Here is a 25,657-nt window from a genome sequence, read left to right on the forward strand (position 1 = left end):
GCCCGGGTAGCGGCCGATCTGCCATCGGCGGTCCACGATGCCGAGGCCCGTGCGGTCACGCTCGGGCCGCTGCCGCGCGGTCCGGCTGCCACTTTCGCCCACTCGCTATGAGATTTCGGGCAACTGCCAGGTACGTCGCATCTCCGCCGTCCCGGGCTTCGAGAAGAGTGACGCCTCGAAGAGCTTCCACCATGGTCGGATGTCATCGACGGTTAGGTCTCGGCCGAGCGCATCGGTCGCCGCCCGGAGGATCAGCCAGCTGTCGTTGCGGACCTGGCTCGCGATCCAACCGTGGCGTACGTATCCGGCCTTGGCGAGGTCCGCGTCCCTTCCCCGGTCGCGGCGGTACTGGCCGCGCTCACGGTGCTGTGCTCCGTCGTACTCCTGCAGCGTTTTGGTCCCGGTCACCATGAGATCGGCTCGCCCGATGAAGACGCCACGGGCATCGTGGATATCAACCTGTGGCTCGACCTCGACCCCGCACGCGGTGTGCATGATCCGCAGGACGGACTCCCAGGCGGACTCGGAGCGACGGTCGGACCAGCGCAACGCCTCGCTCAGCCGACGTGAGCCCGGTCGACCAGTGGCTGCGGCGGCCTGGAGATCGGCGAGCGTGCACTTCTCCAGGTGGAGGGCGCTGTCGATCAGGACAACCAGATCCAAGACGCCGAGGTCGCGTGCGCAGGCCAGAGCCGCATCAGGCACCGGCGCGACCCGAAGATTGTCGAGCGAGATGGCTGCCGGTGGTCGCGGGTGTCGACTGATCCGCAGTTCGGGGCGGCGTATCCGCACCGAGGACTCGTGCAGCGCCATGAAGATCGACAGATCGTCCGGCAGAGGAGGGAGCCAGAGGTCGTGGAGCTGCATGGCCGTCAACCCGGTGAGCACGGCCGACCCGGGGAGGACCTCCGCCCATGCCGCCAGCTCGGCTCGCCACCGGGAGTCACCGTCGAGCCCCGCTGGCACGTACACGCCGTTCCCGACCCGCTCCCAGGTCGGGCCCCGCCGCCGAGGTTGTCGCGGACGTCGTCGGCGGGTGGTCGTTCGCGGTGGGTCGCCCGTGAAGACCGTCGACGTGTCCTCGAGGGGTTGGCCTTCGATATCGATGAGATCCATGCGGCTCAGCATCCTCGCGACCACCGACATCCCTGGTCGCCCACTCGGCTGTGGCACGGTGTCGAAATCCGCGCCTTCTGTTCGTGGAGTAGGTGAAACATCCCGTTCCGACTGAAGGAGACAGTCATGGAGACCTACAACCTCGCCGAGATGTACGACGCTCCGCCCATGTCCTGGGAGGAGGTCACCGCTCGCCTCGACCAGGGGTTCAACCAGGGGCCCGGGTCGCAGGAGGGCGAGCCTGGGCGCTACACGACCTGGGTGAGCACGATCAACGCCGACGGCGGTCCGCATGTGAACGCCGTCGGCGCGGTCTGGCTCGACGGCAGCTTCTACCTGGTCACCGGGCCGGGGACGCGGCGCGGCCGCAACCTCGCCCGCGATCCCCGGTGCGCGCTGTCGCTCTCGGTGCGTGAGTTCGACCTGGTCGTGGAGGGCCGCGTGACGCGGGTCCTCGGCGACGAGCTCGAGCGCGTGGCCAAGCACTACCACGACGACGAGGGCTGGCCGGCCGAGGTCGACGAGTCGGGCGAGGCCGTCACCGCACCGTTCAACGCGCAGAGCGCGGGCCCGGCGCCCTGGCACGTCTTCCGCATCGACGCGACCTCCGCCCACGCGGTCGCGACCGTCGAGCCCTACGGCGCGACCCGCTGGAGGTTCTGATGACCGAGCTGTTCGCCGGACTTCCGGTCGCGGACCTGGCGCGAGCGGCCCGCTGGTACGAGGTGCTGCTCGGCGGCCCGCCGGCCTTCTACCCCAACGACGTCGAGGCCGTCTTCGAGGTGGTCGAGCACGGGTACGTCTACATCGAGGTGAAGCCCGCTCTCGCCGGGAGCGGGTTCGTCACCCTCTTCGTCGACGACCTGGACGCCCGCCTCGCCGCGATCGCCGACCGCGGCCTGCGGCCGGAGTCGCAGGAGACGTACGAGAACGGCGTCCGCAAGACCATCTTCCGCGACCCCGACGGCAACGAGGTCGGGCTGGGCGGTGGCCCCGCCTGATCAGGCTGGGGTCGGGAGACCGTGCTCCTTGGCGTAGGCACGCCGGCAGGACGCCGCGCAGAAGCCCTTGGTCTCACTGCCGTGCTCCAAAGTGATCGCTCCGGGGCCGAGGGTGACCTGCATACCGCACATCGGATCGATGACGACGCCCTCGGGGAGGTCGACCTCGCCCGCGCTCTGCCTCGCCCGGAACTCCTCGGTCATCCAGCTCGTCAGCTCGTCCGCCGTCGCCGGTCGGCCGTTGAGCCCGATGCTGCCGTCCGCGATGCCGACCAGGTTGATCCAGAGGTGCCCGCCCGGTCTGGTCCAGCCGTGGTCGCGGTCGACCCTGCGTACGCCGGCACGGATGGCGCCGGACAACGGGCGCGACATCTCCTCGCGCCATGCCTCGGGAACGGTGGCCGTGATGACCAACGGCGGCGGGGCCGGCGGACTCCACGCTCCGTCCCCGGTCGTCCACCCGGCGAGCTCCCGGAAGGCGATGTGGGTGATCGCTCGGCCTCGAGCCATCGTCTCCTCGGGCGCGGTGGCGCTCTCGTTGAGGAGCCCGGTCACCGCCCTCCTCAGTGTCGCGCGGTCGCCGTCGGTCAGTGCGTCGGCGGGAGCGGCGATCTCGATCAGGAACACGTCAGGCCTCCTCGTGGTGGGCCTCGGGGTCGAAGCCATCGGGGGCGCGATCGATGAACGCGGTGATCGCGGCAATCCGTCCGGACTCGTCCAGATCGAGGACGTCCGTACCCTCGGCGAACGAGCCCTCCTCCTTGCGGATCTCCCAGCGCACCCGGACATGCCCGTGGTGCGCATCGGGCTCGGTGCGGGCCATGAACGTGTAGGCGCCGACGCCCTCGGTGAACTGGCGGGTGAAGGCGATCAGCGGCTCCAGGCCGGTGGACTCGCCGATCGGGGTGGAGCGGGCGACGTCCGAGGTGAACAGGGCCGCGCCGAGGATGCGCTGGTCGTCGGCGGAGAGGTTCCAGAACGAGACGTACGCCTCGGCCGTGGCAGCAGGTGAGATGGGTGTCGTTTCCGTGGTCATGGTGATGACGATCGCCCGTCTGGGCGAGCCCTGTCGATTACCTCTCGGGTAGTTGCCGGGCGGCGCTCCGCCCGGCAGCCTGGGGGCATGACAACGGCCCAGCTGAGCGTCGGAGAGCTGCTTCGTGACTGGCGCGAGCGTCGCCGTCGCTCGCAGCTCGAGGTGGCGATCGCGGCCGACGTGTCGGCCCGCCATCTCAGCTTCATCGAGACGGGCCGGTCGGGTCCGAGCCGGACGATGATCGAGCGGCTCTGTGAGGAGCTCGAGGTGCCGCTGCGCGAGCGGAACAGGCCCTATCTCGCGGCGGGGTTCGCGCCCGTCTACCAGGAGCGGCCGCTCGACGACCTCGGGGTCGCCAGGTCCGCCGTCGAGGCGGTGCTCACCGCCCACGAGCCCTATCCGGCCTGTGCGGTCGACGTCCGCTGGGACATGGTGGCGACCAACCGGCCCATGGAGCTCTTCCTGGCTCCACTGTCGGACGCGCTGCGGCAGCCGCGGCTCAACATGCTGCGTGCGACGCTGCATCCCGACGGCCTGGCGGCGCAGGTGCGCAACTACACCCAGTGGCGAGCCCACGTCGTAGGCCGCATCCGCCGGCAGCTCGACCGCACCGCGGCCGACGGGCTGGCCGAGCTCCTCGAGGACGTGGAGGGCTATCCGGCCCCGCGCGGCGCCGACGTGGAGGCACCGGCGGTCACGGCGAGAGACGGTGCCTTGCCGGTGCTGCCGTTGCTGCTGCGTACGAGCCTTGGCGACCTCTCCTTCCTCTACGTCCTCTCCGTGATCGGCGCGCCTCGGGACGTGACGGTCGACGAGATCGCGGTGGAGGCGATGTTCCCGGCCGACGACGCGACCCGGGAGGCTCTGCTCGCCATCAGCCACGAGTGAGTGCGCCGCTGATGCAGGCGGGCCGCGTCTGCGCGGATAACCTTGAGGCGATGAGTGTCAAGGCCCAGCAGTACGCCGCGGAGGTGCTGCGGCGCGAGCAGATCACGCCCCACCTCGTACGCCTGGTGCTCGGCGGTCCCGGCCTGGCCGGGTTCGAGTCCGCCGGGATCCCGGACGAATGGGTCGGGCTGATCGTCCCGGGGCAGTTCCAGTCGCGCTACTACACCGTGCGGTCGTGGCAGGGTGGCGAGCTGACCCTCGACGTCGTCGTCCATGACGTCGGGCTGGTGACCGAGTGGGCCACGCGCACCGACCCGGTGGGGCAGACGGTCACGATCACGGAGCCCAAGGGCTCCTACGCCGCCCCCGACGGCGCGCAGTGGCTGCTGCTGGTCGGCGACCTGACCGCGATGCCGGCCATGGCGCGGATCGCCGAGACCACCACGCTGCCGACGCGGATCTGGGCCGAGGTGCCCGACGACCTGCCCGGCTATCTTCCCGACACCGCCGAGGTCACCTGGTCCGTCCCGCCGTCGGAGACCTCCTCCGACCTGGCGGCGGCCGTGGAGAAGATCGAGTGGCCGGCGGGCGACGGCTACTTCTGGATGGCCGGTGAGTCCAGCCAGATGCGGGCGATCCGCAAGCATCTGATGCGCGAGCGGAAGCTCGACTCCCACGCCTACGACGTGATGGGCTACTGGCGCGGTGGCGGCCAGAAGCGGCAGCCGCGCTCGGTCGATCCCGGACCGGTGTGGCGTGAGGGCAAGGCCCAGGGGCTCACCGATGAGCAGATCTGGCAGCGATACGACGAGCAACAGGAGCAGCAACAGTGACCGAGCCAGCTTTCCGGAGCGGCTTCGTGTCGTTCGTCGGACGCCCCAACGCGGGCAAGTCGACCCTGACCAACGCGCTGGTCGGCACCAAGGTGGCGATCACCTCCGACAAGCCGCAGACGACCCGAACCGTGGTCAAGGGCATCGTCCACCGGCCCGACGGCCAGCTGATCCTGGTCGACACCCCGGGCATCCACCGGCCGCGTACGCTGCTCGGCGAGCGCCTCAATGACCTGGTCGAGGCCACCTGGACCGAGGTCGACGTGGTCGCGATCTGCTTCCCGTGCAACGAGAAGATCGGCCCCGGTGACCGCCGGATCGCGGAGAACGCCAACAAGCTCAAGAAGGGCATCAAGCGGGTCGCGATCGCCACCAAGACCGACCTCGCCACCCCCGAGCAGATCGGCGAGCACCTGATGTCGATCCAGACACTCGGGGTCGACCTCGGCATCGAGTGGGCCGAGATCGTCCCGGTCTCCAGCGTCGGGGGCGACCAGGTTGACCTCCTCGGTGACCTACTGATCAAGCTCCTCCCCGAGGGCCCGCCGCTCTATCCCGACGGCGAGCTCACCGACTCTCCCGAGGAGATCATCATCGCCGAGCTCATCCGCGAGGCGGCCCTGGAAGGCGTACGCGACGAGCTCCCGCACTCCATCGCCGTCGTCGTCGAGGAGATGCGTCTGCGTGAGGACCGCGCGGAGGACAAGCCGCTGATGGACATCCACGCCTTCCTCTACGTCGAGCGCGACTCCCAGAAGGGCATCGTGATCGGCCACAAGGGCTCACGGCTCAAGGACGTCGGTCAGCGTGCGCGCCTGCAGATCAAGGAGCTGCTCGGCATGCCGGTCTACCTCGACCTGCACGTCAAGATCGCCAAGGACTGGCAGCGGGACCCTCGGCAGCTGCGCAAGCTCGGGTTCTAGTCCCACGCGTCTCACCGGTCACAGCGCTCCGGTGTTTCCTGCACTTCTCGGGTGTTGCAATGCCCGAGAAGTGCAGGAATACCCGGTTAACCGGGTATCCCAACCGCCCGACTACGCCGGCGCCCAGCAGATCCCGTACGACTGCCCGCCCTGCCACTGCTCGGCGCTGGGGAACTCCCACGACCACTCGTACTTGAGCGGGTCGTCGGCGACCTCGGCGGCAGCGGCCTTGCAGTCCTCGGCGCCGGCGCTGTTGACCTTCGCCTCGCCGGGGTACTTTCCGGAGCCGAGGTCGATGACCGACAGGGCTCGCCAGCTGTGCTTGAGCGAGCACGGGACGCGCTTGAAGGACTCGGACTTCGGCGAGGCCGTGCCGCACATGCGGAACGGCTCGGCGGTCTTGGAGTCGCCCAGGACGCCCTTCATGTTGCCCTTGAGGGTCATCAGGGCTTTGGGGCCGGCGATGCCGATGACGTCGCAGCGGAACCAGTTGGCGCCGGCCTCGGACTCCTTGATGGTCGGCGTGAACCAGACCGGGCGCAGCATCGAGAGGCGCAGGTCGTCGGCGTCACCACCGAGGTACTTGGTGACCTTGTTGGGGCACGCCTCGGCGACCTGGGCCGCGACCTGCTCCGAGTCGACCGCGACGAGGTGGCCGTCGACTACGTTCCTCAGCCGGCCCACGGCGTACGTCTGGGTGGTGTGCTTGCCCTTGCAGGTGACCGCGGTGCCGCCGGCGGTCGGGGCGAGTGCCTCGTCGTAGGTGAGGTTGTAGCAGGCCCCCTCCTTCGGGGACGGTGCCGCCGAGGCGGAGGCGGACGGAGGCGCGGATGACGGTGACGGAGCCGACTTCGGCTCGCCGCCACCACAACCGGCGAGAGCCATGGCCCCCACGACGACGAGAGCCCCCCACAACGGCGCCGATCGCTTCGGGCTCCGCTTCAGCGTGTCTCGCATGCTCACTCCTCGGTCACCGCCCAGCAGACCGCCCAGCGGTTGCCGGCGTTCCACTCCTTCTCTCCAAACCATGTGTACCCGTAGTCGAAGCTTTCCGGGTAACCCAACCAGGCCTGGACCGAGCCCTTGCAGTACTGCGTGGCCTTCTTCTTGGACTCCGCGACACCGAGGAACTTGGTCTTGGCCTCGCCCAGCTTGATGGTCGTCACCGCACGCATCTGGTGCGGCTCGGAGCAGGGCACCTTCGCGGAGGCGACGCTCTTGCCCTCGGCGCAGACCATCCAGCGGTCCTCGACGTCCTCGACCTTCTTGACCTTGAGCAGGTTGCGGGTGGTGGTCGGCAGGTCGACGTACTCGGCCCCCTGCTGGCCGCCGCCGACCACGTCGCAGCGGATCCAGCGCGCGCCCTCGTCCCAGGCCTTCTCCGAGGGTCCGAAGTAGACGTGGGAGAGCATCGAGCGCATCAAGAGGCTCTGGTCGGAGCCGACGTACTTCTCCAGCAGCTTGCGGCACTGGCTGAAGGCCCACTCGTTGACCTTCTCGTCGCCGTACTCCGCGTCCTTGAACTCGTCCGGGAGCGGTCCGGCGCCGAAGGTCTCGGCGTTGTGCGGCTCGTCGCAGGGGACGTACTTGTCGAAGTTGTAGGCCTCGGCGACATCCTCGTGGGTGAGGTTGCGGCACTTGCCGACCTCGGGCAGCGCCGTCGAGTCCACCTGCTTCGGGTCCTCGCCCTTGGCAGCCGCCCGATCACCGCCGCACCCGCTGAGCGCGAGGACGGCGAGCACCACGATCAGGAGCGACAAAGATGTCGTACGTCTGGGGGTATGGCCGATCACGGGGATCGACTCTACTTGCGAATCCATGAGCAGGCCGAAAGGACAATCAGTCGAGGACGGCGGCCAGCGTGGCTCCGAGCTCGTACGCCGCCTCGACATGCGCGTCCTCGACGTCTCCCAGGACGTCGAGGATGTCGTAGGACTGGGCCCACCCGAGGGCGCCGACGATGGACTGCACCGAGCGGATCGCGCCGGTGGTGTCGTAGCGGCCGTGGACATAGAAGCCATAGGGACGTTTGGCAGTGGCACCAGCCGACTCTCCGGCTCCGCCGGAGGGGTCGAGCGCGCCGCCCACGTCCAGGAAGATCGAGTCGAAGAAGTGCTTCAGGGCGCCCGACATGTAGCCGAAGTTGGCAGTCGTGCCGAGTACGTAGCCGTCGGCGGCCAAGACATCCTCGGCTGTCGCCTCCAGAGCGGGACGTACGACGACCTCGACGCCCTCGATCTCGGGGTCGTTGGCGCCGGAGACGACCGCATCGGTCAGCCGCTTCAGGGACCGGGTGGGGGAGTGGTGGACGACGAGCAGGCGAGGCATCAGCCGTCAGCGCCCAGACGGCGGCCGGTGACCTCCTTGGGGCGCAGCCGCACCCACAACGGACGAGGGCCGGCCGGCCAGGGGTGGAGGTTCTTGACGAGGTCGGGGATCTGGTCCTCGCGGTAGAGGATCTCCGCGCGTCCCTTGAACAGCGCCGACCAGCCCACATGGGTGTCGGGGTCGAGATCGTCGACCAGCAGCGCGACGGCGCTCTCGTCGATCTGCTCGGCCATCGAGGAGTGGGCCGAGGTGCGGATCCAGAGCGCTTCCTCGTGCACGACGTGGTTGACCGGTAGCACCACCGGGCCGCGCGGGCCGGTCCATCCGATCCGGGAGACCTGGATGTCCGCCGCGAGCCGCCAGGACTCCTCGACCGTGAGCTCTGCCAGTTGGGCCACGCCCATTCCTCCCCTTCGTCGTCACTTCTGCGTCTCAGTGTTTGAGGATCAATCGCCTGCCCGGCCAGTCTGCCAGTTCTGTTCTGTTATTGTTACCGAGTCATGATGCGCAGCCTCCTCCTTAGCTGCCGCAGCGGGGTCTGAGAAGCCGGACTCCCTCGCTGCGGAGGTTTGACGTGCGCCGGCACTCGCTTCCATCTGATGAGGATTCCGCATGACCAACCTGAGCAACTCCCGCAACCAGCAGAAGCCGTCGGGGATGCCGCACCAGCGTTATCGCGCGTTCGTGCCGGTCGACGTACCCGATCGCACCTGGCCCGCGAAGAAGGTCACCAAGGCTCCGCGCTGGCTCTCCACCGACCTGCGTGACGGCAACCAGGCCCTGATCGACCCGATGACGCCGGCCCGCAAGCTGCGGATGTTCGAGCTGCTGGTCGCGATGGGCTACAAGGAGATCGAGGTCGGCTTCCCGTCGGCCTCGCAGACCGACTTCGACTTCGTGCGCAAGCTGATCGAGGACGACCGGATCCCCGATGACGTACAGATCTCGGTCCTGACCCAGGCTCGCGAGGACCTCATCTCGCGCACCGCCGAGTCGATCGCCGGCGCCCCGCGCGCCACGATCCACCTCTACAACGCCACCGCGGAGCTGTTCCGCCGGGTCGTGTTCAACGTGACCCCGGCCGAGTGCATCGGGATCGCGGTGCGTGGCACCGAGATGGTGATGAAGTACGCCGAGGAGCACGTCCCCGAGCTGATCGGCACCGAGGACTTCGGCTACCAGTACAGCCCGGAGATCTTCACCCAGACCGACACCGACTACGCGCTCGAGGTCTGTGAGCGGGTCTCGGACGTGTGGCAGCCGGAGGCAGGCCGGGAGATCATCCTCAACCTGCCCGCCACCGTGGAGATGTCCACCCCGAACACCTACGCCGACCAGATCGAGTACTTCGGCCGGGGCCTGACCCGCCGCGAGCACTCCGCCATCAGCCTCCACCCGCACAACGACCGCGGCACCGCGGTCGCGGCCACCGAGCTCGGCCTGATGGCCGGCGCCGACCGCGTCGAGGGCTGCCTGTTCGGTCATGGCGAGCGCACCGGCAACGTCGACCTGGTCACCTTGGGCATGAACCTCTTCTCCCAGGGCATCGACCCGCAGATCGACTTCACCGTCGGCGGCGGCATCGACGAGATCCGCCGTACGGTCGAGTACGTCACCAACATCAACGTCCACCCACGCCACCCCTACGCGGGCGACCTGGTCTACACCGCCTTCTCCGGCTCCCACCAGGACGCCATCAAGAAGGGCCTGGAGGACCTCGACCGGATCGCCGCCGAGGCCGGCAAGTCGACCAGCGAGATCCCGTGGGAGGCGCCCTACCTGCCCATCGACCCCAAGGACGTCGGCCGCACCTACGAGGCCGTCATCCGGGTCAACAGCCAGTCTGGCAAGGGCGGCGTGGCCTACCTGCTCAAGACCGAGCACTCCCTGGACCTGCCGCGTCGTGCGCAGATCGAGTTCAGCCGCGTGGTCCAGCAGCACACCGACTCCGAGGGTGGCGAGGTCAGCCCCGAAGAGATCTGGTCGATCTTCTCTGCCGAGTACCTCGCCCGTGAGGAGCCGTACGCCCTGGAGAGCTGGTCCTCGGTGACCGACGCCGAGGGTGGCGACGAGCAGATCGTCGACCTGCGGGTACGCGGCGAGGAGCGCACCTACAAGGGCGTCGGCAACGGCCCCGTGGCCGCCTTCGTCGACGCGCTGAAGGAGGCCGGCGCCGAGATCCGGGTCCTCGACTACGCCGAGCACGCGCTCTCCGCCGGCGGCGACGCGGCCGCGGCTGCGTACGTCGAGTGCGAGATCGCCGGCGAGATCGTGTGGGGCATCGGCATCCACGAGAACATCGTCACCGCCTCGCTGCGGGCCGTCGTCTGCGCGGCCAACCGCGCCCAGGCGGTCACGATCCCGCGCGGCTGACGTCGGCGCCGCTGCGGGGGCGACCCCGCAGCGGCGACCCGCGCAGCCCGATCACCAGGCCCAGCGCGACCACCGCGGTGCCCACCCACACCATCGGGCCGGGCACGATTCCGTTGAGCGGTACGCCGAGGGCGGCCGCGGACACGGGCACGACGCCGGTCAGCAGGCCGGCGCGCCCGGAGCCGAGGCGCCGGACCGCGGTGAACCAGAGCAGGAACGCGAGCGTGGTGACGACCGCGGCCAGGTGAAGCGCCGCGAGCAGATCGACGGTGTCGAGGGTGGTGACCGCGGTCGGACCCTCGGTCGCGACACCGATGACGGCCATGCCCGCGGTGGCCATCCAAACCGAGTGGAACGAGACACCGAAGGCGCCCAGGCGGGGGAGGACGGGCACCGCCAGGAGCGTGAAGCCCGCCTCGCAGACCAGCACCAGGAGCGCGTAGCCGACGCCCGCCGCGTCGGTCCTCCCGAAGCCCTCGACCACGACCGCCCCCGCGGTCACGACCATGGCCCCGATGATCACGGTGCGAGCCGGGAGGGTGCGGGTCGCGATCGCCGGGACGATCGCCAGCAGCATCGGGACGGCGGCGACGGCGACGCCGATCACCGCGGGCTCGGCATGGGCGACTCCTCGGACGACGCCGACGTTGAAGAGCACCAGGCCCGCGGTCGCCACTCCGGCCAGCCAGAGCCACTCACGACCGCGCGGTCGCGGCACCCGCCAGCCGGTGACCCGTGCGACGGCGAGCAGGAGGATGGCGGCGAGGGCGTACCGGACGCTCTGCAGCGTGAAGAGAGGGGCGTCGGTGATCGCGGCGGAGACGGCGACGCTGCTGCCGACGCAGGCCATCCCGGCGGCGGCGAAGACGATGCCGAGCAGGGTGCCGCGGTGCGGTGCTGCTCCGCCAGCGGTGTCGGGGTGTGGGAGGGCTTCGGTGGTCATGTCTACGAGGTTCGCCCGAACTTGGTCTGGCGGACAGATCCAAACGAGACGTGGCAGAGTGGACCAAGTGACCGGTGCGGACTTCCTCCAGCTCGACCCGGCCGGCGTGCCGCCGGGTGGGCTGGCGGCCTGGCTCACCGGTGCGCTGCGCGACGCAGTCGCCGATGGCCGGCTCGCGGTCGGTGCCCGGGTGCCGGCATCGCGCACCCTCGCCACCCAGCTCGGCGTCTCGCGCGGGGTGGTGGTCGAGGCGTACCAGCGGCTGACCGACGAGGGGCTGCTCTCGGCGCGCAGTGGCGGCGGCACGCGGGTGAGCGCGGTCCCCGGAGCCGTACGCCGCCTCGGTGCCGCCACCCGGCTGCCGACGCCCGATCTGGACCTCTCCCCGGGAGTGCCCGACCTCTCGGCCTTTCCGCGAGCCGCATGGGCGAAGGCGTCGCGGGACGTGATCGCCGAGATCGGCAGCGCCGACCTCGGCTACGGGGACCCGCGCGGCGTGCCGGTGCTCCGGGAGGCGCTCGCGGTCTGGCTTGGCCGCACCCGCGGCCTCACGGTCTCGCCCGACGAGATCCTGGTGATCAACGGCGTCGCCCAGGGGCTCGTGCTCCTGGCACGCTGGCTGGAGGAGCGCGGCAGGACCACGGTCGGCTTCGAGGAGCCGGGGTCGTACGGCGGCCGCGTGCACCTGCAGCGGTGGGGGATGACGATGGTCCCGGTGCCGGTGGACGACGACGGTCTGGACGTGGCGGCGCTCGACGCCAGCGGTGTCGATGCCGTCGTGGTCACCCCCGCCCACCAGTTCCCGACCGGGGTCGTGCTCTCCCCGCAGCGGCGCCGGGAGCTGGTCGAGTGGGTCCGGGCGGCGCCGCACCGGCTGGTGATCGAGGACGACTACGACGCCGAGCACCGATACGACCGACCGCCGGTCGCGGCCGTGAAGGTGCTCGCACCCGACCAGGTCGTCCACCTCGGCAGCGTCTCCAAGACGCTCGCGCCCGCGATGCGGATCGGCTGGCTGGTCGCCCCGTCCGGGATGCAGGAGGAGCTGGTCGAGGCGCGCTATTGGCTCGACCTGGCCAGCCCGGCGCTACCCCAGATCACCCTGGCGCGGATGCTCAGCTCGGGTACCTTCGAGCGGCACCTGAGACTGGTCCGGCAACGGCACAAGGCGCGACGGGACGCCCTGCTCGAGGCGCTCGCCGAGCATCTGCCGACTGTGCGGGTCCGAGGCATCGCGGCCGGACTGCACGTACTGGCGACGCTCCCCGACGGAGTCGACGACGCGGCGGTCGCCACGGCCGCGCTCGAGGCGGGCATCGCCGTCCACCCGTTGAGCCGGCACCGCGAGGGCGAGGGTCCTCCGGGTCTGGTGATCGGCTACGCGGCGACGACCCCTGACCGCCTCCGGGAGGCGGTCAGGCGGCTGGCTGCACTGATCTCCTAGATCGAGACCTACTTCCCGAACCGCTCCTGATCCAGCTTGACCGCGGCGTGCTCGTCCGAGCCGATGTTCTCCCGCAGCTCCTTGGCGGACTCGCGGATGGCGTCGGAGATGATCTCGTGGACCCGCGGGTCGGCCAGGCCCTCGTCGACCAGACGAAGCACGGTGTCGGCCACGAGACGGACGACGTCGTCGTGGAAGGGGAGGTACCTCAGCTTCCCGGCCGCCTGGTCCTGACGGATGAGGTCGATGATGAGGTTGTCGATCTCGGCGCGGTTCTCCTCGATCGCGCTGGAGATGTGCCGGGTGTAGTTGCCGGTCTGGATCACCGCGATCACCTCGTCGAGCACCGCGACCGTGATCGGCTTGCGGATCGCGTCGACGATCGATCCGGAGAACCTCCCCACGACGTACGCCGAGACCCGGTCACCGAAGGCACGGTCGGCGGCGCGCATCAGCCGCAGGAAGATGACGACCACCCGCAGCAGCCGGAAGGCACGGAAGGCCGGGTCCGAGAGCGGGATCATGCCGAGGATCTCGTACCAGTAGAGCGCCAGGAACTTCCAGCCCAGACCGGACCTGCGCCACCGGAAGCAGAACTCGACGAAGAAGATCCCGCAGATCACGTAGTCGGCGACGATCACCCGGCGTTCCCAGGGCTGGGGAACATCCCAGAAGGTGATCCAGACCAGCAGAACGACCGAGATGATCGCGAGCACCAGCATCAGCCAGTCGACGACGGTGACCGGCGGTCCGGCGGCGGTGCCGGGCTCGCGGTCGTGGTGCGCGGGGCGGGTCGGCACGGTCGCGATGCCTGTTGAGCTCATGACCCGCACGATAGGAGACGAGCCGACCAATCACGACCACCCACACGCGTCGTTGCCATCGTGTGGCTGCGACGTGAGGTCGGCAGCGTGGTCACTGGGTGCAGGCGACCTTGCCGTCCGGGACCGAGCGGAACGACATCACCTTGCCCAAGAACGGGGTGTAGGAGAAGCGGGGTTCATATCCGATGAACTCGCCATCGACCTTCTCGATGCGACGGATCTGCCCATAACAGCTGCACTCCACGGATATGTCGTCCTTCTCGCTCAAGGCCCGCTCGAACTCGAACCGGGTCAACGAGTGGCCGGCGTCAGCGACCTCGGCGAGCTCGGGGTCATCGGTCTCGATGATCTTGACCAGGTCGCCCTGATAGTCGCCGATCTGGATGGCCGGGCTGATGAACCAATGGTTCGTCCGGCCGTCCTCGGTCCAGACGTTGCTGAACATCGTGAACGATGTCTGCGTCTTGAAACCGAGGTAGGGGAGGCTGCCGTTCACCAGGACGAGCAAGGTCACGACCCACAGCACGGGCGATCCGGTGAACAGCGGATCAGAGACGGCTATGGCACGCGGCCCGTCGCGGCGTACCACCGCGAGCAGGGACCGAAGATATACGACGATGAGAACCACGAGGCCGAGGAACCACAGACCCACCCGGGCATAGGTGAAGGCCTCGTCGTTCCCGATGGTCCTGGATGCGAGTGTCACGGCGACCACCAGGACACTGACCGCCACCGCACCGCTCGCGACGGTGGCGACCAGGTGGCGTCGTAGCCAACGAAGGCTGTTGCCGACCAGGTCGCTGGCTGCGGTGGCGACCTCGGGGCTGATGAACAGGGCGTACGTCGCGACGGCGACGTAGCTGAACGCCTGGATCGCCGCGATCGGGACCACCGCAAGGGAGAGGTGGAACAACAGCCCGATCGGAATGGCGAGGAACCGCGTTCTGCGGAAGGCGAGCAGCAGCCCCAAGCCGATCTCGGTGACCAAGGTGCCGGCCGTGACCGGAGTCGCGAGCCACGCCACGATCGCGCTGTTCTGCTCGGCATGGAGGGCAGTGCCGAGCAGCGTGGTTGCGCAACCCACCATCGGGTCGAAGAAGTCGGTGTTGGCCTTCGCGATCCCCGACCACACGTACATGACGACCACGGCACCGCGGGCCGGACCCGCGAAGGCTTCGTACGTCGCCGAGCGGATGCCGATGTCGGCTCGACCGCGTCGGCGCCGCATCCACGCGATGGCCAACGCGCCGAGCAGGATCAGATTGATGCAGTCCTCGAGCAGATGATGATTGACCTGATAGGGCATGTGTGCCCAGGAATAGGCCAGGTTGAGCACGAGCATCGTCGCGAGCGCCAGGGTGCGATTGGGCAGGACGATCGCCGCGAGCGTTGCCACCAGAAGCAGACCGAACAGGGCGTCGCGGGGAAAGTACTCATAGGTGAGGAGCTGGATCAGACCCTGTCCCGCCCAGAGCATGGTGAACAGGCTGAGCTGGTCGAAGGTCAGCCTTCGAATCCGTACGTCGGCCACGGCGAAGGTGGACCGAGGGCTGAACCTGGTCATGGCGGGATTACATCTGGTTTCTCGCCGGATTATCTGGTTTCTCGCCGACGCGGACCGGGCGCCGCCCGATGGTGAGGCGAGTGCTGCAGAATGGGACCGTGCCCCTCTACCGCGACGAGGCCATCGTGCTTCGCACCCACAAGCTGGGTGAGGCCGATCGCATCATCACCATGCTCACCCGCCACCACGGCCGGGTGCGTGCGGTGGCGAAGGGCGTGCGGCGTACCACCTCGCGGTGGGGTTCGCGGCTGGAGCCGTTCACCCACGTCGACCTGCAGTTCGCCGAGGGGCGCAACCTCGACACGATCACCCAGGCCGAGACCCTCACCCTGTTCCATGCCGGGATCGGACTGGACTACGACCGCTACACCGCCGGCACCGCGATGCTCGAGACCGCCGACCGGCTGGTCCACGAGGAGGGCGAGCCGGCGCCGCAGCAGTATCTGCTGCTCGTGGGTGGGCTGCGGGTGCTCGCCCAGGGCGATCGGCTTCCCCGCCACGTCCTCGACTCCTACCTGCTCCGCTCGCTGGCCGTTGCCGGTTACGCGCCGAGCTTCGAGGCCTGCGCGCGCTGCGGGCTGGAGGGTCCGCACCGGTGGTTCAACGTCTCCATGGGCGGCGCGTTGTGCACGACCTGCCGGGTGCCGGGCTCGGCGACGCCCTCGCCCGAGACGCTCGCCCACCTCGGTGCGCTGCTCTCAGGTGACTGGGATACCGTCGGCGGCGCCGAGGACCGGACCAGCAGGCAGGCGAGCGGGTTGGTCGCTGCGTACCTCTCCTGGCATCTGGACCGCAACCTGCGCTCGCTCGAATACGTCGAGAGCTGAGAAAAGATGGCCCACTCCCACGGCCACTCCCACGGTGGGCACGACGCCGAGGTGGAGGTCGAGGCCGTGCCGCGGATGGTGCTGACCGTCTCGCTGGTGCTCGTCGCCGTCATCACCGTCGTCGGCGTGGCCCTGTGGTGGCCCGACCGTGCCGCGGTCGAGAAGCTCCAGGGGTCGCAGGAGTTCGTCGCCGACGGCGTCGTCTTCGAGACGGCAGAGGTCACTTCGGTCGCGGAGCCGTGCAGCGCCGAGGGCACGCCGAAGGGCTGCAACACCGCCGGCGCGACGCTGACCAGCGGACCCGACACCGGCACCGAGGTCGCGGTGGAGATCTCGACCCCGATGGCCCGCTCCGGGCTGGAGACCGGTGACGAGGTGGAGCTGTCCCGCACGGAGAAGGAGGGGGAGGCGACGTACGCCTTCTTCGACGTCAAGCGCGGGCCGCCGCTGCTCCTGCTGGTCGGCCTCTTCGTGGTCTGTGTCGTGGCCGTCGCGCGCCTGCGCGGGCTGATGGCGGTGCTCGGCCTGGGGTTCGCGGGAGCGGTGGTGTGGCTGTTTCTGCTGCCCGCGCTGCTCTCCGGCGAGCCCGCGGCGTGGGTCGCGCTGATCTCCTCGGTGCTGATCCTCTACGTGGTGCTCTACACGACCCACGGGTTCTCGGTGCGTACGTCGGTGGCGCTCGCCGGCACCCTGGCCGGGGTCGCGGTGACCGCGCTGATCGGCACCTTCGCGATCGGCGCGAGCCGGCTCAGCGGCCTGGGCTCGGAGAGCGGTCAGACGCTCTCCTCGCTCGACGCCGCGCTCGACCTGCAGAGCCTGCTGGTCGCCGCGGTGATCATCGCCGGCCTCGGCGCGCTCAACGACGTCACCATCACCCAGGCCTCCGCGGTGTGGGAGCTGCGCGCCGCCGGACCTTCCACCTCGCGCTGGGACATCTTCCGCGGCGCGATGCGGATCGGCCGCGACCACGTCGCCTCGACGATCTACACGATCGTGTTCGCCTACGTCGGCAGCGCGCTCACCCTGCTGCTGGTGATCCAGCTCTACGACCGCACCTTCTTCTCGCTGCTCACGACCGAGCAGATGGCCGGCGAGATCGTCGCCACGATGGCGGCGGGCATCGGGGTGGTCCTGGCGATGCCGATCACGACGATCATCGGCGCGCTGACCCTCCCTGGCCCGGCCAGTGGCCCGGAGGAGATGGAGTACGACGCGCCCCGGCGCCCGATGGTCCCGCCCCGGCCGCAGCCTCCCGGGCCGCAGCCGCCTCCCGGCTATCGCCCGACTAGGGTTGCACCTCGTGAGCAAGCCGGTCCGTACCCCAACACCCCACCCGTCCGGGGCTACCCCGCCCCCGGTCCCCAAGGACCTCGTCCCGCACCACGTGGCGATCATCATGGACGGCAACGGCCGATGGGCCAAGGAGCGTGGCCTCCCCCGGACCAAGGGCCACGAAGAGGGTGAGTCCTCGCTCTTCGACGTCGTCGAAGGAGCCATCGAGATCGGCGTGAAGGCCATCTCGGCCTACGCGTTCTCCACCGAGAACTGGTCGCGCTCGCCCGACGAGGTGAAGTTCCTGATGGGCTTCAACCGCGACGTCATCCGCCGCCGCCGCGACGAGATGAACGAGCTCGGTGTCCGGGTGCGCTGGGCCGGTCGCGCGCCCCGGCTGTGGAAGTCCGTCATCAACGAGCTCAAGATCGCCGAGGAGATGACGAAGGACAACACCGTCTGCACGCTGACGATGTGCGTCAACTACGGCGGCCGCGCCGAGCTCACCGACGCCGTGCGGCGGATGGGGGAGGACGTACGCGCCGGGAAGCTGCGTCCGGAGAAGATCACCGAGAAGACCTTCGAGCGCTACCTCTACGTCCCCGACCTCCCCGACGCCGACCTCATCTGGCGCACCTCCGGCGAGCAGCGGCTCTCCAACTACATGCTCTGGCAGGCCGCCTACTCCGAGTTCGTCTTCACCGACGTGCTGTGGCCCGACGTCGACCGCCGCCACCTGTGGCATGCCATCGAGACGTACGCCTCCCGGGACCGCCGCTACGGCGGCGCGCTGCCGAACCCGGTCCAGCTCTAGCGGCAGTCGGTGCAGGTGCCGAAGATCTCCAGGGTGTGGGAGACGTCGGTGAAGCCGTTCTCCTCGGCCATGGTCTTGGTCCAGCGCTCGACGGCGGGGCCCTCGACCTCGACGGTCCGGCCGCACTGACGGCAGACCAGGTGATGGTGGTGGGTGTCGGAGCAGCGGCGGTAGATCGTCTCGCCGTCCTCGGAGCGCATCGCGTCGACCGCGCCGGCCTCGGCCAGCGCGGTCAGCGTGCGGTAGACCGTGGCCAGGCCGACGGCACCGTCGAGACGGGAGTGGATCTCCTGGGCGGAGTGGAAGCCGTCGTACGTCCGTAGCGCCTCGGCGACGGCGAGCCGCTGCTTGGTGGGGCGCAGGGCGCTGGACGGTTCAGTCGCCGAAGGATCAATGCTCGTCATAGTGCTCTCCCTCCGCGCCGACGTGCGCCGCGTGCCGGTGGCCGTCGTGGATGTAGTCGACGTGGTCGCCGTGCTCGACCGCTACGTGGCCGCACTTCTCGCCGTGGTGATGCGGATGTGCCTCGTCGACCGGCTTCTCCATCGGGGCGGTCTCCGGGAACGGGGCCACGAGGGCCCGCCGGCGGCGCAGCCAGGCGCCGATCGGCCAGACCAGGAAGAACCCGGCCAGCGCGACCAGCACGATGCTGGGGCCGGGCTGGACGTTGGCGCCGGTGCGGGAGAGCGCGGCCGCCAGCCCGAGGCCGCCGACCGAGGCGACCAGGCCGGCGCCCATCGCGCCGAGCAGCGTCATCCGGAACGACCGGGTCAGCTGCTGCACGATCGCGACCGGCACGACCATGAGTGCGGAGACGAGCAGCAGTCCGACGGTGCGCATCGCGATCACCACGCTCAGGGCAGCGAGCACGGCGACGAGGATCGAGTAGAACCGCACCGGCAGTCCGGCGACCTTGGCGTAGTCGGCGTCCTGGGAGACCGCGAACAGCTGCGGCGAGAGGCCGACGCAGATCACGATCAGCACGACCGCGAGGGCCATCGTCACGAGCAGGTCGTCGACCGAGATCGTCAGGATCGAGCCGAAGAGGAACTCCTGGAGCCGGGAGGCGCCGGTGCCGGCGAGCCCGGTGACGAAGACGCCGCCGGCGAGCCCGCCGTAGAAGAGCATCGCCAGGGCGACGTCGCCCTCGGCGTGGCCGCGCTCGCGTACGATCTCGATGACCACGGCCCCGGCGATGGCCACGACCACCGCGGCCCAGGTCGGTGAGGTCTGGGTCCACAGGCCGATCGCGACGCCGGTGACGGCGACGTGGCCGATGCCGTCACCCATCAGCGCCAGTCGTCGCTGCACGATGTAGGTGCCGACCGCCGGTGCCGCGATCCCGACGAGGAACGCCGCGATCAGGGCCCGCTGCATGAACGGCACCGAGAAGAGCTCGAGGAGAGTCACTTAGAGCTCCTTCAGCGGGGTCGGGACGGCGGCGTTGGGCGCGGCGGTCGAGCCAGCTGAATCGAGCCCAGTGTCGCAGTGGACGTACCCGGCGTCGAAGCCCTGGGCGTGGACGTCGGCGTCGGAGAGCGGCTGGCCGTCGTAGGCCTTGCGCCCGTCGCGCATGACGACGGCGCGGTCGACCAGCGGAGCCAGCGGCCCGAGCTCGTGGGCGACCAGCACGATCGTGGCGCCGTCGTCCTTGAGCCGGCCGAGAGCCCCTGCCAGCGCATGCTGGTTGGGCAGGTCGACGCCGGCGGTGGGCTCGTCGAGCAGCAGCAGCTCGGGGCGGCCGGCGAGCGCCCGCGCGATCAGCACCCGCTGGTGCTGACCGCCGGAGAGCTGGGCGACCCCACGGTGGGCGTACGCATCCATCCCGACCACCTCGAGCGCCGCCCGGATCGCGGTCCGGTCGGCGCTGCGCAATGGCCGCAGCAGCTTGCGGTGGGTGAGCCGGCCAGAGGCGACGACCTCCCAGACCGAGGCGGGTACGCCGCCGGTGGCTGTGCTTCGCTGCGGCACGTAGCCGACCCGCGACCAGTCGTGGAAGCCGGCCAAGGGGCGGCCGAACAGCTCCAGGCGACCGGCCGAGAGCGGGTTGAGGCCGACCAGGGTGCGTACGAGCGTCGACTTGCCGGAGCCGTTGGCACCCATCAGCGCGACGAACTCACCGCGCTTGACCGTCAGGTCAACCTCGCGCAGGACGGGGCGTCCGGACAGGGCGACATCCCCGTGCAGGAGCTGCACGGGGACATCGGCGGGGACCGTGCTGTTTTTGGTCCCTGATTTGCTCACTGACAACCGTTGGCCGCCTTCAGGGCGTCGAGGTTCTGGCGCATGAGGGAAAGGTAGTCCTCTCCCTCGGTGTCTGCCGAGAGGCCCTCGATCGGGTCGAGCACGGCGGTCTTGAGACCAAGGTCGTCGGCGAGGGTGTCGGCGAGCGCGGTGCTGACCAGGCGCTCGGAGAAGATCGTGGTCACGCCGTGCTCCTTGGCCTGTTCGCCGATCTTGGCGAGCTGGGCCGGGTTGGGCTCGGCGTCGGGGGTCAGGCCGGCGATCGGCTCGAACTCCACGCCGTACTTGTCCAGGTAGGTGAAGGCGTCGTGAGAGACCACGACCTCCTTGATCTTGCATTGCGCCAGGCCGGTCTTGAACTCCTCGTCGACCTTCGTCAGGTCCTCGGTGAGGGACTTGGCGTTGGCCTCGTAGGTCTCGGCGTTGTCGGGGTCCGCCTTGGCAAGCGCGTCTCGTACGCCCTCGGCGTACTGCGCCATCAGCAGCGGGTCGTGCCAGAAGTGGGGGTCGAACTCGCCGTGGTCCTCCTCCTCAGCATGACCTTCTGCCTCCTCCTCGGCGTGCTCGTCCCCGCCCTCCTCGGCGGGGCGGAGCTCGACGACCTTCTCGACGTCGACGACGTCACCCTTGACGTCCTGCTCGACCGCGTCGTCGACGGCGGGCTGGAAGCCGTGCTCGGTGAGGATCAGGTCGGCGCTCTGCAGCGCGGCGGTCTGGTTGATGCTGAGCTCGAGGTCGTGCGGCTCGACGCCCGGCTTGGTGAGGGGGGTGACCTCGGCGAGGTCACCCGCTACCCGCTCCGCGACGAACTCCAGAGGGTAGAACGCCGCTGCGACCTGGACCTTCCCCGAGTCGGATCCGGAGGCGGAGGAACCGGAGTCGTCGGAGAGGGCGGCACAGCCCGAGGTGAGCAGGAGTGCGCCGGCGGCAAGGAGGCCAGCGGAGCGGGTAGCGGGGGTCATGAGAACCATTCTCAGGCTAGTTGAGAATGGTTGTCAATTCCTTCCGGGATGCCGAACAGCAGGGGTACGCCGGTCACCCGGGGGAGGTCGATGCGGTTGCACCGTTCGGCAAGCCCTGGATCACCCGGCCAGGAGCCGATGATCAACCCGTCGGGCTCGTACCCACGAGCGCGCAACGCGGCCACGGTCAGCTCGGTGTGGTTGAGGGTGCCAAGACCGGCCGCCGTGACGACGACGAACGATGTCGGTACGCCCTCGGCGAGAAGGGCGTCGGCCACGTCCAAGAGCGTGCCGCCGTCGGTGTCCAGACGCACCAGCAGGCCGCCTGCGCCCTCGACGAGGACGAGGTCGTTCTCGCTGGTCAGGGCAGAGATGGTCGGAGCGTACGCAGCGACCGCCGGGATCTCCACCCCGGCCCGCCGGGCGGCGGTGTCGGGCGCGAGCGGCTCCTCCAGACTGGTGAGCTCGTGGACCTCGATCCCGGTCAGCCGGCGGATCTCGGCGGCGTCGCAGTCGCCGTCGGCGGTGCCGGTCTGCACCGGCTTCACGACCGTGACCTTCTCGCCGTTGGTGCGCGCCCGGGCCGCCAGCGTCGCCGTCGCGACCGTCTTGCCGACGCCCGTGTTGGTGCCGGTGACGATCACCACCCGCCCGCTCACCGGACCTCACCCACGATCGTGTCGATGGCCTTGGTCGCCCGATCCCACTCCTCGTCGGTGACACCCGCTCCGGCGGTGATCCGCAGCCGGGAGACCCCGTCGGGGACCGACGGCGGGCGGAAGCAGCCGACGCGTACGCCCTCGCTGAGCAGGTCCGCCTGTGCGGAGACCGCAGCCTCGGGGGACGGCATCGGCACCGACAGGACCGCGCCGGCGGGAGCCGGGACGCCGAGGGTCCGGGCCAGCTCGGTGACGCGAGAGCGGATGGTGTCGGCGAGGTCCGGGCGAGCACGCGAAATCCGCGCCGCGGCCAGGGCCGCGGCGGCGGAGGCGGGGGCCAGGCCGGTGTCGAAGATGAACGGGCGGGCGGTGTTGACCAGGTGGTCGAGGACCGCTCGCGGCCCCAGTACGGCTCCGCCCTGGCTGCCCAGGCTCTTGGAGAGCGTCGCGGTGACGAGCACGTCGGGCCGCCCGGCGAGACCGTGGCGGTGGACGAGCCCCGGCCCGTGCACGCCGACGCCGTGGGCCTCGTCGACGACGAGCAGCGCGCCGTGCTCCGCGCAGACCTCCGCCAGTGCCGTCAGCGGCGCCTCGTCGCCGAGGACGGAGTAGACGGACTCGGCCAGCACCAGGCTGCGTACGCCCGGACGCGCCGCGAGCGCCGCCCGGACCGCCGCCACGTCGTTGTGGGGCACGACCGTCAGCTGGGCCCGGGAGAGCCGTACGGCGTCGATCAGCGAGGCGTGGATGTGCGCGTCCGAGACGACGTGGGCGGTCCGGTCGGCCAGGGCTCCGACGACCGAGAGGTTGGCGTGGTAGCCGGTGGAGAAGGTCAGCGCGCCCGGCTGCCCGAGCCAGTCGGCGAGCTCGGCCTCCAGGTCGCCGTGCAGCGTCAAGGTGCCCGTGACCAGGCGGGACGCACCCGCGCCACCACCCCAGAGCATGGCCGCCTCGGCCGCGGCGCGGCGTACGTCCGGGTGACCGGACAGGCCCAGGTAGTCGTTGCCGGCCAGGTCGACGACGCCGTCGTCGGGTCCACGCGGCCGTAGCCGCCGGGTCAGCCCGGCCGCCTCCCGCGCCGTGGCGGCCTCCTCGAGCCAGGTCTGCCACCCCATGTCAGGCCACCTCCGCGGCCGCGGCGACGGCCCGGCAGATGCGGGCGAGGTCGTCCTCGCCGGTGATGTAGGGAGGCATCGTGTAGATCAGGTCGCGGAACGGCCGGATCCAGACGCCCTCCCGCAGCGCGGCGTCGGTGGCCTTGGCGACATCCACCGGATGGTCGAGCTGGACCACGCCGACGGCGCCGAGGACGCGGACCTGGCTGACACCCGGAGCGGCAGCCAGCGGGGAGAGGCCCGTCGAGAGCGCGGCGGAGACCCGGGACACGTCCTGCTCCCAGCCGCGGGCGGCCAGCAGGTCCAGGGAGGCCAGCGCCACCGCGCAGGCGAGCGGGTTGCCCATGAAGGTCGGCCCGTGCATGAGCACACCCGACTCGCTCCGGGAGATCGCGTGCGCGACCTCGGAGGTGGTCAGCACGGCGGCCAGGGTCATGTAGCCGCCGGTGAGCGCCTTGCCGAGACAGAGGATGTCCGGGGTGACCAGCGAGGACACGAAGAGGTCGCCGGTGCGGCCGAGGCCGGTGGCGATCTCGTCGAAGATCAGCACCAGTCCGTGCTCGTCGGCGATCTCGCGGAGCACGACCAGGCACCGGTCGTCGTAGACCCACATCCCGCCCGCGCCCTGGAGCCGCGGCTCGAGGATGATCCCGGCGAGCTCGTCGGCGTGCTCGGCCGCCAGGCGGCGTACGCCCTCGGCCCACGCCTCCACGTCGCCACCCGGCGCCGGCGGGCGCTCGGCGAAGACCTGCGGCGCGAGCATCTCGGTGAACATCGAGTGCATCCCGCCGACCGGGTCGCACGTGCTCATGCAGCCGAAGGTGTCGCCGTGGTAGCCGCCGCGCACGGTCAGCAGGCGCGTACGCTCCGGCCGCCCGCGGCCTCGCTGGCTCTGCAGCGCCATCTTGATCGCCACCTCGACGCTCACCGACCCGGAGTCGGCGAGGAAGACGTGCTGCAGGGGATCCGGGGTGATCGAGACGAGCCGCTCGGCGAGGTCGACCGCCGGTGCGTGGGTCAGGCCGCCGAACATCACGTGCGCCATCCGGCCGGTCTGCTCGGCGAGCGCGGCGTCCAGCTCGGGCACCCGGTAGCCGTGGACCGCCGACCACCACGACGACATCGCGTCGACGACCTCGAGGCGGTCGCCGCCGTCGTCGAGGTGGAGGCGTACGCCCTCGGCGCCGGTCACGAGCCGCACCGGCGCCGGGTCGGTCATCGAGGTGTAGGGGTGCCAGATGTGCTCGCGGTCGAAGGCGAGCAGATCGTGGCCCCTGTCAAGCGTTGGCAGCGACATCGGTCCCCGCTCCGCGGCGCCGGATCACCGGGCCGTCCTGCTCGTCGTGGCCACCGCAGGCCCCGCCAGAGGCACTGCCGCACCCGTCGCCGCAGCTGCTGCCACAGCCACCGCCCGCGACGCGACCGGCGGCCTTGGTGCGGTGCTCCTCGATGAGCTCGTCGAACGCGCTCTCGTCCATGCCGAGGATGACGAAGCCGTTGTCGCGCAGCATCTCCAGGTCGGCCAGCGCGTCCTGACCCTCGGAGGTCAGGTAGTCGCCGAGGAAGATCGAGTTGGCGACCTGCAGCGCCGTGGCCTGCAGCGAGCGCAGGTGCATCTCGCGCCCGCCCGCGATCCGGATCTCCTTGTCCGGGCAGACGAAGCGCGCCATCGCCAGGATCTTCACGCAGCGGGTGGGGGAGAGCTCCCAGGTGTTCTCGTACGGCGTCCCGTCGAACGGCATCAGGAAGTTCACCGGAATCGAGTCGGCGTCGAGCTCCTTGAGCGCGAAGAGGGCCTCGACGAGCTGCTCGTCGGTCTCGCCCAGGCCCGCGATGAGGCCCGAGCACGGCGAGAGGCCGGCGTCCTTGGCCTTGCCGATGGTGTCGATGCGGTCCTCGTAGGTGTGCGTCTGGACGATGTTGTCGTGGTTGGACTCGGCGGTGTTGATGTTGTGGTTGTACGCATCCACCCCGGCTGCCTTGAGCCGTTCGGCCTGGCCGCCCTTGAGCAGCCCGAGACAGGCGCAGACCTCGACGCCCTCGTGCGCGTCCTTCAGCGCGGAGGTCATCTCGACGACCTTGTCGATGTCGCGCTCGGAGGGTCCGCGGCCCGAGGAGACCATGCAGACGCGGGTGGCGCCACCACGCAGCCCGGCGCCGGCCTGCTCGAGGGTCTCGTCCTTGGAGAGCCAGGAGTACTTCAGGACCGGCGCCTGCGACCCGAGCGCCTGGCTGCAGTAGTTGCAGTTCTCCGGGCACAGGCCGGACTTCAGGTTGACCAGGTAGTTCACCTTCACGGTGTTGCCGAAGTGCTCGCGCCGCAGTCGTCCCGCCGCGGCGACGACACTCATCAGCTCCGAGTCGGGCGTACGCAGCACGGCCACTGCGTCCTCGGCGGTGGCGGCCCCGCCGGACAGGATCCGGTCGGCTAGCTGGTCGAAGGCTGTCGTCATGCGGGAGTCTCCTCGGGATGGCTACCTGAACAACGTTC

General features: G+C 70.0%; 27 protein-coding genes and 1 pseudogene. 10 read left to right on the top strand and 18 right to left on the bottom strand.

The window, feature by feature from the left end; all coding sequences use genetic code 11:
• Positions 1-105 precede the first annotated feature (105 nt).
• A complete protein-coding gene (locus AB0F44_RS13690) occupies positions 106-1,116 on the bottom strand; it encodes a hypothetical protein (protein WP_357356180.1) in 1,011 nt (336 codons plus the stop codon).
• Between the two features lie 126 nt (positions 1,117-1,242).
• Between AB0F44_RS13690 and AB0F44_RS13695 the strand changes: the two genes are divergently transcribed.
• Together AB0F44_RS13695 and AB0F44_RS13700 are read left to right on the top strand one after the other, a co-directional pair.
• Entirely contained in the window at positions 1,243-1,779 is a 537-nt protein-coding gene (locus tag AB0F44_RS13695) for a pyridoxamine 5'-phosphate oxidase family protein (protein ID WP_357356182.1), read from the top strand.
• On the top strand, positions 1,779-2,117 hold the full coding sequence (locus AB0F44_RS13700) for a VOC family protein (protein WP_357356183.1): 339 nt from the start codon (positions 1,779-1,781) through the stop codon (positions 2,115-2,117). The genes AB0F44_RS13695 and AB0F44_RS13700 overlap by 1 nt, the downstream gene beginning before the upstream one ends.
• On the opposite strand, the gene AB0F44_RS13705 is transcribed toward AB0F44_RS13700, so the two are convergent.
• Positions 2,118-2,744: a hypothetical protein gene (locus AB0F44_RS13705; RefSeq protein ID WP_357356185.1), complete on the bottom strand. Its 627-nt coding sequence runs from the start codon at positions 2,742-2,744 to the stop codon at positions 2,118-2,120. It lies immediately after the preceding gene.
• A 1-nt stretch (position 2,745) separates the two neighbouring features.
• The gene (locus AB0F44_RS13710; protein ID WP_357356187.1) at positions 2,746-3,153 is read right to left on the bottom strand and encodes an isomerase; all 408 of its coding nucleotides are present in this window, start codon (positions 3,151-3,153) and stop codon (positions 2,746-2,748) included.
• An 87-nt stretch (positions 3,154-3,240) separates the two neighbouring features.
• Between AB0F44_RS13710 and AB0F44_RS13715 the strand changes: the two genes are divergently transcribed.
• The 3 genes from AB0F44_RS13715 to era are packed head-to-tail and all read left to right on the top strand — an operon-like array spanning position 3,241 to position 5,797.
• Positions 3,241-4,041: a helix-turn-helix transcriptional regulator gene (locus AB0F44_RS13715; protein WP_357356189.1), complete on the top strand. Its 801-nt coding sequence runs from the start codon at positions 3,241-3,243 to the stop codon at positions 4,039-4,041.
• Positions 4,042-4,091: 50 nt separating this feature from the next.
• Complete coding sequence (locus AB0F44_RS13720) at positions 4,092-4,874, top strand: siderophore-interacting protein (protein WP_357356191.1); 783 nt, start codon at positions 4,092-4,094, stop codon at positions 4,872-4,874.
• Complete coding sequence (gene era / locus AB0F44_RS13725; RefSeq protein ID WP_357356193.1) at positions 4,871-5,797, top strand: GTPase Era; 927 nt, start codon at positions 4,871-4,873, stop codon at positions 5,795-5,797. The genes AB0F44_RS13720 and era overlap by 4 nt, the downstream gene beginning before the upstream one ends.
• Before the next feature lie 111 nt (positions 5,798-5,908).
• Here the strand turns inward: era and AB0F44_RS13730 are convergent, their stop codons facing one another.
• Genes AB0F44_RS13730 through AB0F44_RS13745 form a run of 4 tightly spaced genes read right to left on the bottom strand, consistent with a single transcriptional unit; the run spans position 5,909 to position 8,529 of the window.
• Positions 5,909-6,754: a septum formation family protein gene (locus AB0F44_RS13730; protein ID WP_357356195.1), complete on the bottom strand. Its 846-nt coding sequence runs from the start codon at positions 6,752-6,754 to the stop codon at positions 5,909-5,911.
• Positions 6,755-6,756: 2 nt separating this feature from the next.
• On the bottom strand, positions 6,757-7,590 hold the full coding sequence (locus AB0F44_RS13735; protein ID WP_357356196.1) for a septum formation family protein: 834 nt from the start codon (positions 7,588-7,590) through the stop codon (positions 6,757-6,759).
• A 46-nt stretch (positions 7,591-7,636) separates the two neighbouring features.
• Positions 7,637-8,125: a flavodoxin family protein gene (locus AB0F44_RS13740; RefSeq protein ID WP_357356198.1), complete on the bottom strand. Its 489-nt coding sequence runs from the start codon at positions 8,123-8,125 to the stop codon at positions 7,637-7,639.
• Positions 8,125-8,529: a pyridoxamine 5'-phosphate oxidase family protein gene (locus AB0F44_RS13745; protein WP_357356200.1), complete on the bottom strand. Its 405-nt coding sequence runs from the start codon at positions 8,527-8,529 to the stop codon at positions 8,125-8,127. The genes AB0F44_RS13740 and AB0F44_RS13745 overlap by 1 nt, the downstream gene beginning before the upstream one ends.
• A 208-nt stretch (positions 8,530-8,737) precedes the next feature.
• Here AB0F44_RS13745 and leuA point away from each other — a divergent pair, with 208 nt between their 5' ends.
• Positions 8,738-10,498: a 2-isopropylmalate synthase gene (gene leuA / locus AB0F44_RS13750; protein WP_357356202.1), complete on the top strand. Its 1,761-nt coding sequence runs from the start codon at positions 8,738-8,740 to the stop codon at positions 10,496-10,498.
• Here the strand turns inward: leuA and AB0F44_RS13755 are convergent.
• Positions 10,479-11,441 carry a DMT family transporter gene (locus AB0F44_RS13755; protein WP_357356204.1) on the bottom strand — a complete coding sequence of 321 codons (963 nt, stop codon included), beginning with the start codon at positions 11,439-11,441 and terminating at the stop codon, positions 10,479-10,481. The genes leuA and AB0F44_RS13755 overlap by 20 nt on opposite strands.
• Positions 11,442-11,508: 67 nt before the next feature.
• On the opposite strand from AB0F44_RS13755, the gene AB0F44_RS13760 reads away from it, so the two are divergent.
• Positions 11,509-12,885, top strand: a complete 1,377-nt coding sequence (locus AB0F44_RS13760) for a PLP-dependent aminotransferase family protein (RefSeq protein WP_357356206.1) — start codon at positions 11,509-11,511, stop codon at positions 12,883-12,885.
• A gap of 8 nt (positions 12,886-12,893) precedes the next feature.
• Here AB0F44_RS13760 and AB0F44_RS13765 read toward each other — a convergent pair whose 3' ends face one another.
• Both AB0F44_RS13765 and AB0F44_RS13770 read right to left on the bottom strand, forming a co-directional pair.
• Positions 12,894-13,709, bottom strand: a complete 816-nt coding sequence (locus AB0F44_RS13765) for an ion transporter (protein WP_357356207.1) — start codon at positions 13,707-13,709, stop codon at positions 12,894-12,896.
• Positions 13,710-13,800: 91 nt separating this feature from the next.
• A complete protein-coding gene (locus tag AB0F44_RS13770) occupies positions 13,801-15,273 on the bottom strand; it encodes an HTTM domain-containing protein (protein ID WP_357356209.1) in 1,473 nt (490 codons plus the stop codon).
• 98 nt (positions 15,274-15,371) lie between these two features.
• On the opposite strand from AB0F44_RS13770, the gene recO reads away from it, so the two are divergent.
• From recO to AB0F44_RS13785, 3 genes and pseudogenes are all read left to right on the top strand, one after another.
• Complete coding sequence (recO, locus tag AB0F44_RS13775; protein ID WP_357356211.1) at positions 15,372-16,100, top strand: DNA repair protein RecO; 729 nt, start codon at positions 15,372-15,374, stop codon at positions 16,098-16,100.
• 342 nt (positions 16,101-16,442) lie between these two features.
• Positions 16,443-17,252: pseudogene (locus tag AB0F44_RS13780) on the top strand (YibE/F family protein); the annotation flags it as partial.
• 139 nt (positions 17,253-17,391) lie between these two features.
• Entirely contained in the window at positions 17,392-18,186 is a 795-nt protein-coding gene (locus AB0F44_RS13785; RefSeq protein ID WP_350664605.1) for an isoprenyl transferase, read from the top strand.
• Here the strand turns inward: AB0F44_RS13785 and AB0F44_RS13790 are convergent.
• From AB0F44_RS13790 to bioB, 8 genes are read right to left on the bottom strand one after another with little or no spacing between them, the layout of a single operon-like run.
• A complete protein-coding gene (locus AB0F44_RS13790; RefSeq protein WP_357356213.1) occupies positions 18,183-18,590 on the bottom strand; it encodes a Fur family transcriptional regulator in 408 nt (135 codons plus the stop codon). The two genes, AB0F44_RS13785 and AB0F44_RS13790, sit on opposite strands and share 4 nt — an antisense overlap.
• Positions 18,577-19,596, bottom strand: a complete 1,020-nt coding sequence (locus AB0F44_RS13795) for a metal ABC transporter permease (RefSeq protein WP_357356215.1) — start codon at positions 19,594-19,596, stop codon at positions 18,577-18,579. Before AB0F44_RS13795 ends, AB0F44_RS13790 begins: the two co-directional genes overlap by 14 nt.
• A complete protein-coding gene (locus AB0F44_RS13800) occupies positions 19,597-20,382 on the bottom strand; it encodes an ABC transporter ATP-binding protein (protein WP_357356217.1) in 786 nt (261 codons plus the stop codon).
• 44 nt (positions 20,383-20,426) lie between these two features.
• Positions 20,427-21,392, bottom strand: a complete 966-nt coding sequence (locus tag AB0F44_RS13805) for a metal ABC transporter substrate-binding protein (RefSeq protein ID WP_357356219.1) — start codon at positions 21,390-21,392, stop codon at positions 20,427-20,429.
• A gap of 11 nt (positions 21,393-21,403) precedes the next feature.
• Positions 21,404-22,051: a dethiobiotin synthase gene (gene bioD, locus AB0F44_RS13810; protein ID WP_357356221.1), complete on the bottom strand. Its 648-nt coding sequence runs from the start codon at positions 22,049-22,051 to the stop codon at positions 21,404-21,406.
• Positions 22,048-23,166 carry an 8-amino-7-oxononanoate synthase gene (locus tag AB0F44_RS13815; RefSeq protein WP_357356223.1) on the bottom strand — a complete coding sequence of 373 codons (1,119 nt, stop codon included), beginning with the start codon at positions 23,164-23,166 and terminating at the stop codon, positions 22,048-22,050. The genes bioD and AB0F44_RS13815 overlap by 4 nt, the downstream gene beginning before the upstream one ends.
• Before the next feature lies 1 nt (position 23,167).
• Complete coding sequence (gene bioA / locus AB0F44_RS13820; protein WP_357356225.1) at positions 23,168-24,463, bottom strand: adenosylmethionine--8-amino-7-oxononanoate transaminase; 1,296 nt, start codon at positions 24,461-24,463, stop codon at positions 23,168-23,170.
• Positions 24,444-25,619 carry a biotin synthase BioB gene (bioB, locus tag AB0F44_RS13825; RefSeq protein WP_357356227.1) on the bottom strand — a complete coding sequence of 392 codons (1,176 nt, stop codon included), beginning with the start codon at positions 25,617-25,619 and terminating at the stop codon, positions 24,444-24,446. The genes bioA and bioB overlap by 20 nt, the downstream gene beginning before the upstream one ends.
• Positions 25,620-25,657 lie beyond the last annotated feature (38 nt).

Source organism: Nocardioides sp. NPDC023903 (assembly GCF_040639295.1).
GTDB lineage: Bacteria > Actinomycetota > Actinomycetes > Propionibacteriales > Nocardioidaceae > Nocardioides.

What these genes read in the sequence shown, in the direction of transcription:
- bioB (WP_357356227.1), bottom strand. Translation starts at nt 25,619, where the DNA reads ATGACGACAGCCTTCGACCAGCTAGCCGACCGGATCCTGTCCGGCGGG.
- AB0F44_RS13815 (WP_357356223.1), bottom strand. Translation starts at nt 23,166, where the DNA reads ATGGGGTGGCAGACCTGGCTCGAGGAGGCCGCCACGGCGCGGGAGGCG.
- AB0F44_RS13740 (WP_357356198.1), bottom strand. Translation starts at nt 8,125, where the DNA reads ATGCCTCGCCTGCTCGTCGTCCACCACTCCCCCACCCGGTCCCTGAAG.
- AB0F44_RS13745 (WP_357356200.1), bottom strand. Translation starts at nt 8,529, where the DNA reads ATGGGCGTGGCCCAACTGGCAGAGCTCACGGTCGAGGAGTCCTGGCGG.
- AB0F44_RS13770 (WP_357356209.1), bottom strand. Translation starts at nt 15,273, where the DNA reads ATGACCAGGTTCAGCCCTCGGTCCACCTTCGCCGTGGCCGACGTACGG.
- bioA (WP_357356225.1), bottom strand. Translation starts at nt 24,463, where the DNA reads ATGTCGCTGCCAACGCTTGACAGGGGCCACGATCTGCTCGCCTTCGAC.
- leuA (WP_357356202.1), top strand. Translation starts at nt 8,738, where the DNA reads ATGACCAACCTGAGCAACTCCCGCAACCAGCAGAAGCCGTCGGGGATG.
- AB0F44_RS13715 (WP_357356189.1), top strand. Translation starts at nt 3,241, where the DNA reads ATGACAACGGCCCAGCTGAGCGTCGGAGAGCTGCTTCGTGACTGGCGC.
- AB0F44_RS13695 (WP_357356182.1), top strand. Translation starts at nt 1,243, where the DNA reads ATGGAGACCTACAACCTCGCCGAGATGTACGACGCTCCGCCCATGTCC.
- AB0F44_RS13690 (WP_357356180.1), bottom strand. Translation starts at nt 1,116, where the DNA reads ATGGATCTCATCGATATCGAAGGCCAACCCCTCGAGGACACGTCGACG.
- AB0F44_RS13730 (WP_357356195.1), bottom strand. Translation starts at nt 6,754, where the DNA reads ATGCGAGACACGCTGAAGCGGAGCCCGAAGCGATCGGCGCCGTTGTGG.
- AB0F44_RS13700 (WP_357356183.1), top strand. Translation starts at nt 1,779, where the DNA reads ATGACCGAGCTGTTCGCCGGACTTCCGGTCGCGGACCTGGCGCGAGCG.
- AB0F44_RS13755 (WP_357356204.1), bottom strand. Translation starts at nt 11,441, where the DNA reads ATGACCACCGAAGCCCTCCCACACCCCGACACCGCTGGCGGAGCAGCA.
- AB0F44_RS13765 (WP_357356207.1), bottom strand. Translation starts at nt 13,709, where the DNA reads ATGAGCTCAACAGGCATCGCGACCGTGCCGACCCGCCCCGCGCACCAC.
- AB0F44_RS13720 (WP_357356191.1), top strand. Translation starts at nt 4,092, where the DNA reads ATGAGTGTCAAGGCCCAGCAGTACGCCGCGGAGGTGCTGCGGCGCGAG.
- AB0F44_RS13805 (WP_357356219.1), bottom strand. Translation starts at nt 21,392, where the DNA reads ATGACCCCCGCTACCCGCTCCGCTGGCCTCCTTGCCGCCGGCGCACTC.
- AB0F44_RS13710 (WP_357356187.1), bottom strand. Translation starts at nt 3,153, where the DNA reads ATGACCACGGAAACGACACCCATCTCACCTGCTGCCACGGCCGAGGCG.
- AB0F44_RS13790 (WP_357356213.1), bottom strand. Translation starts at nt 18,590, where the DNA reads ATGACGAGCATTGATCCTTCGGCGACTGAACCGTCCAGCGCCCTGCGC.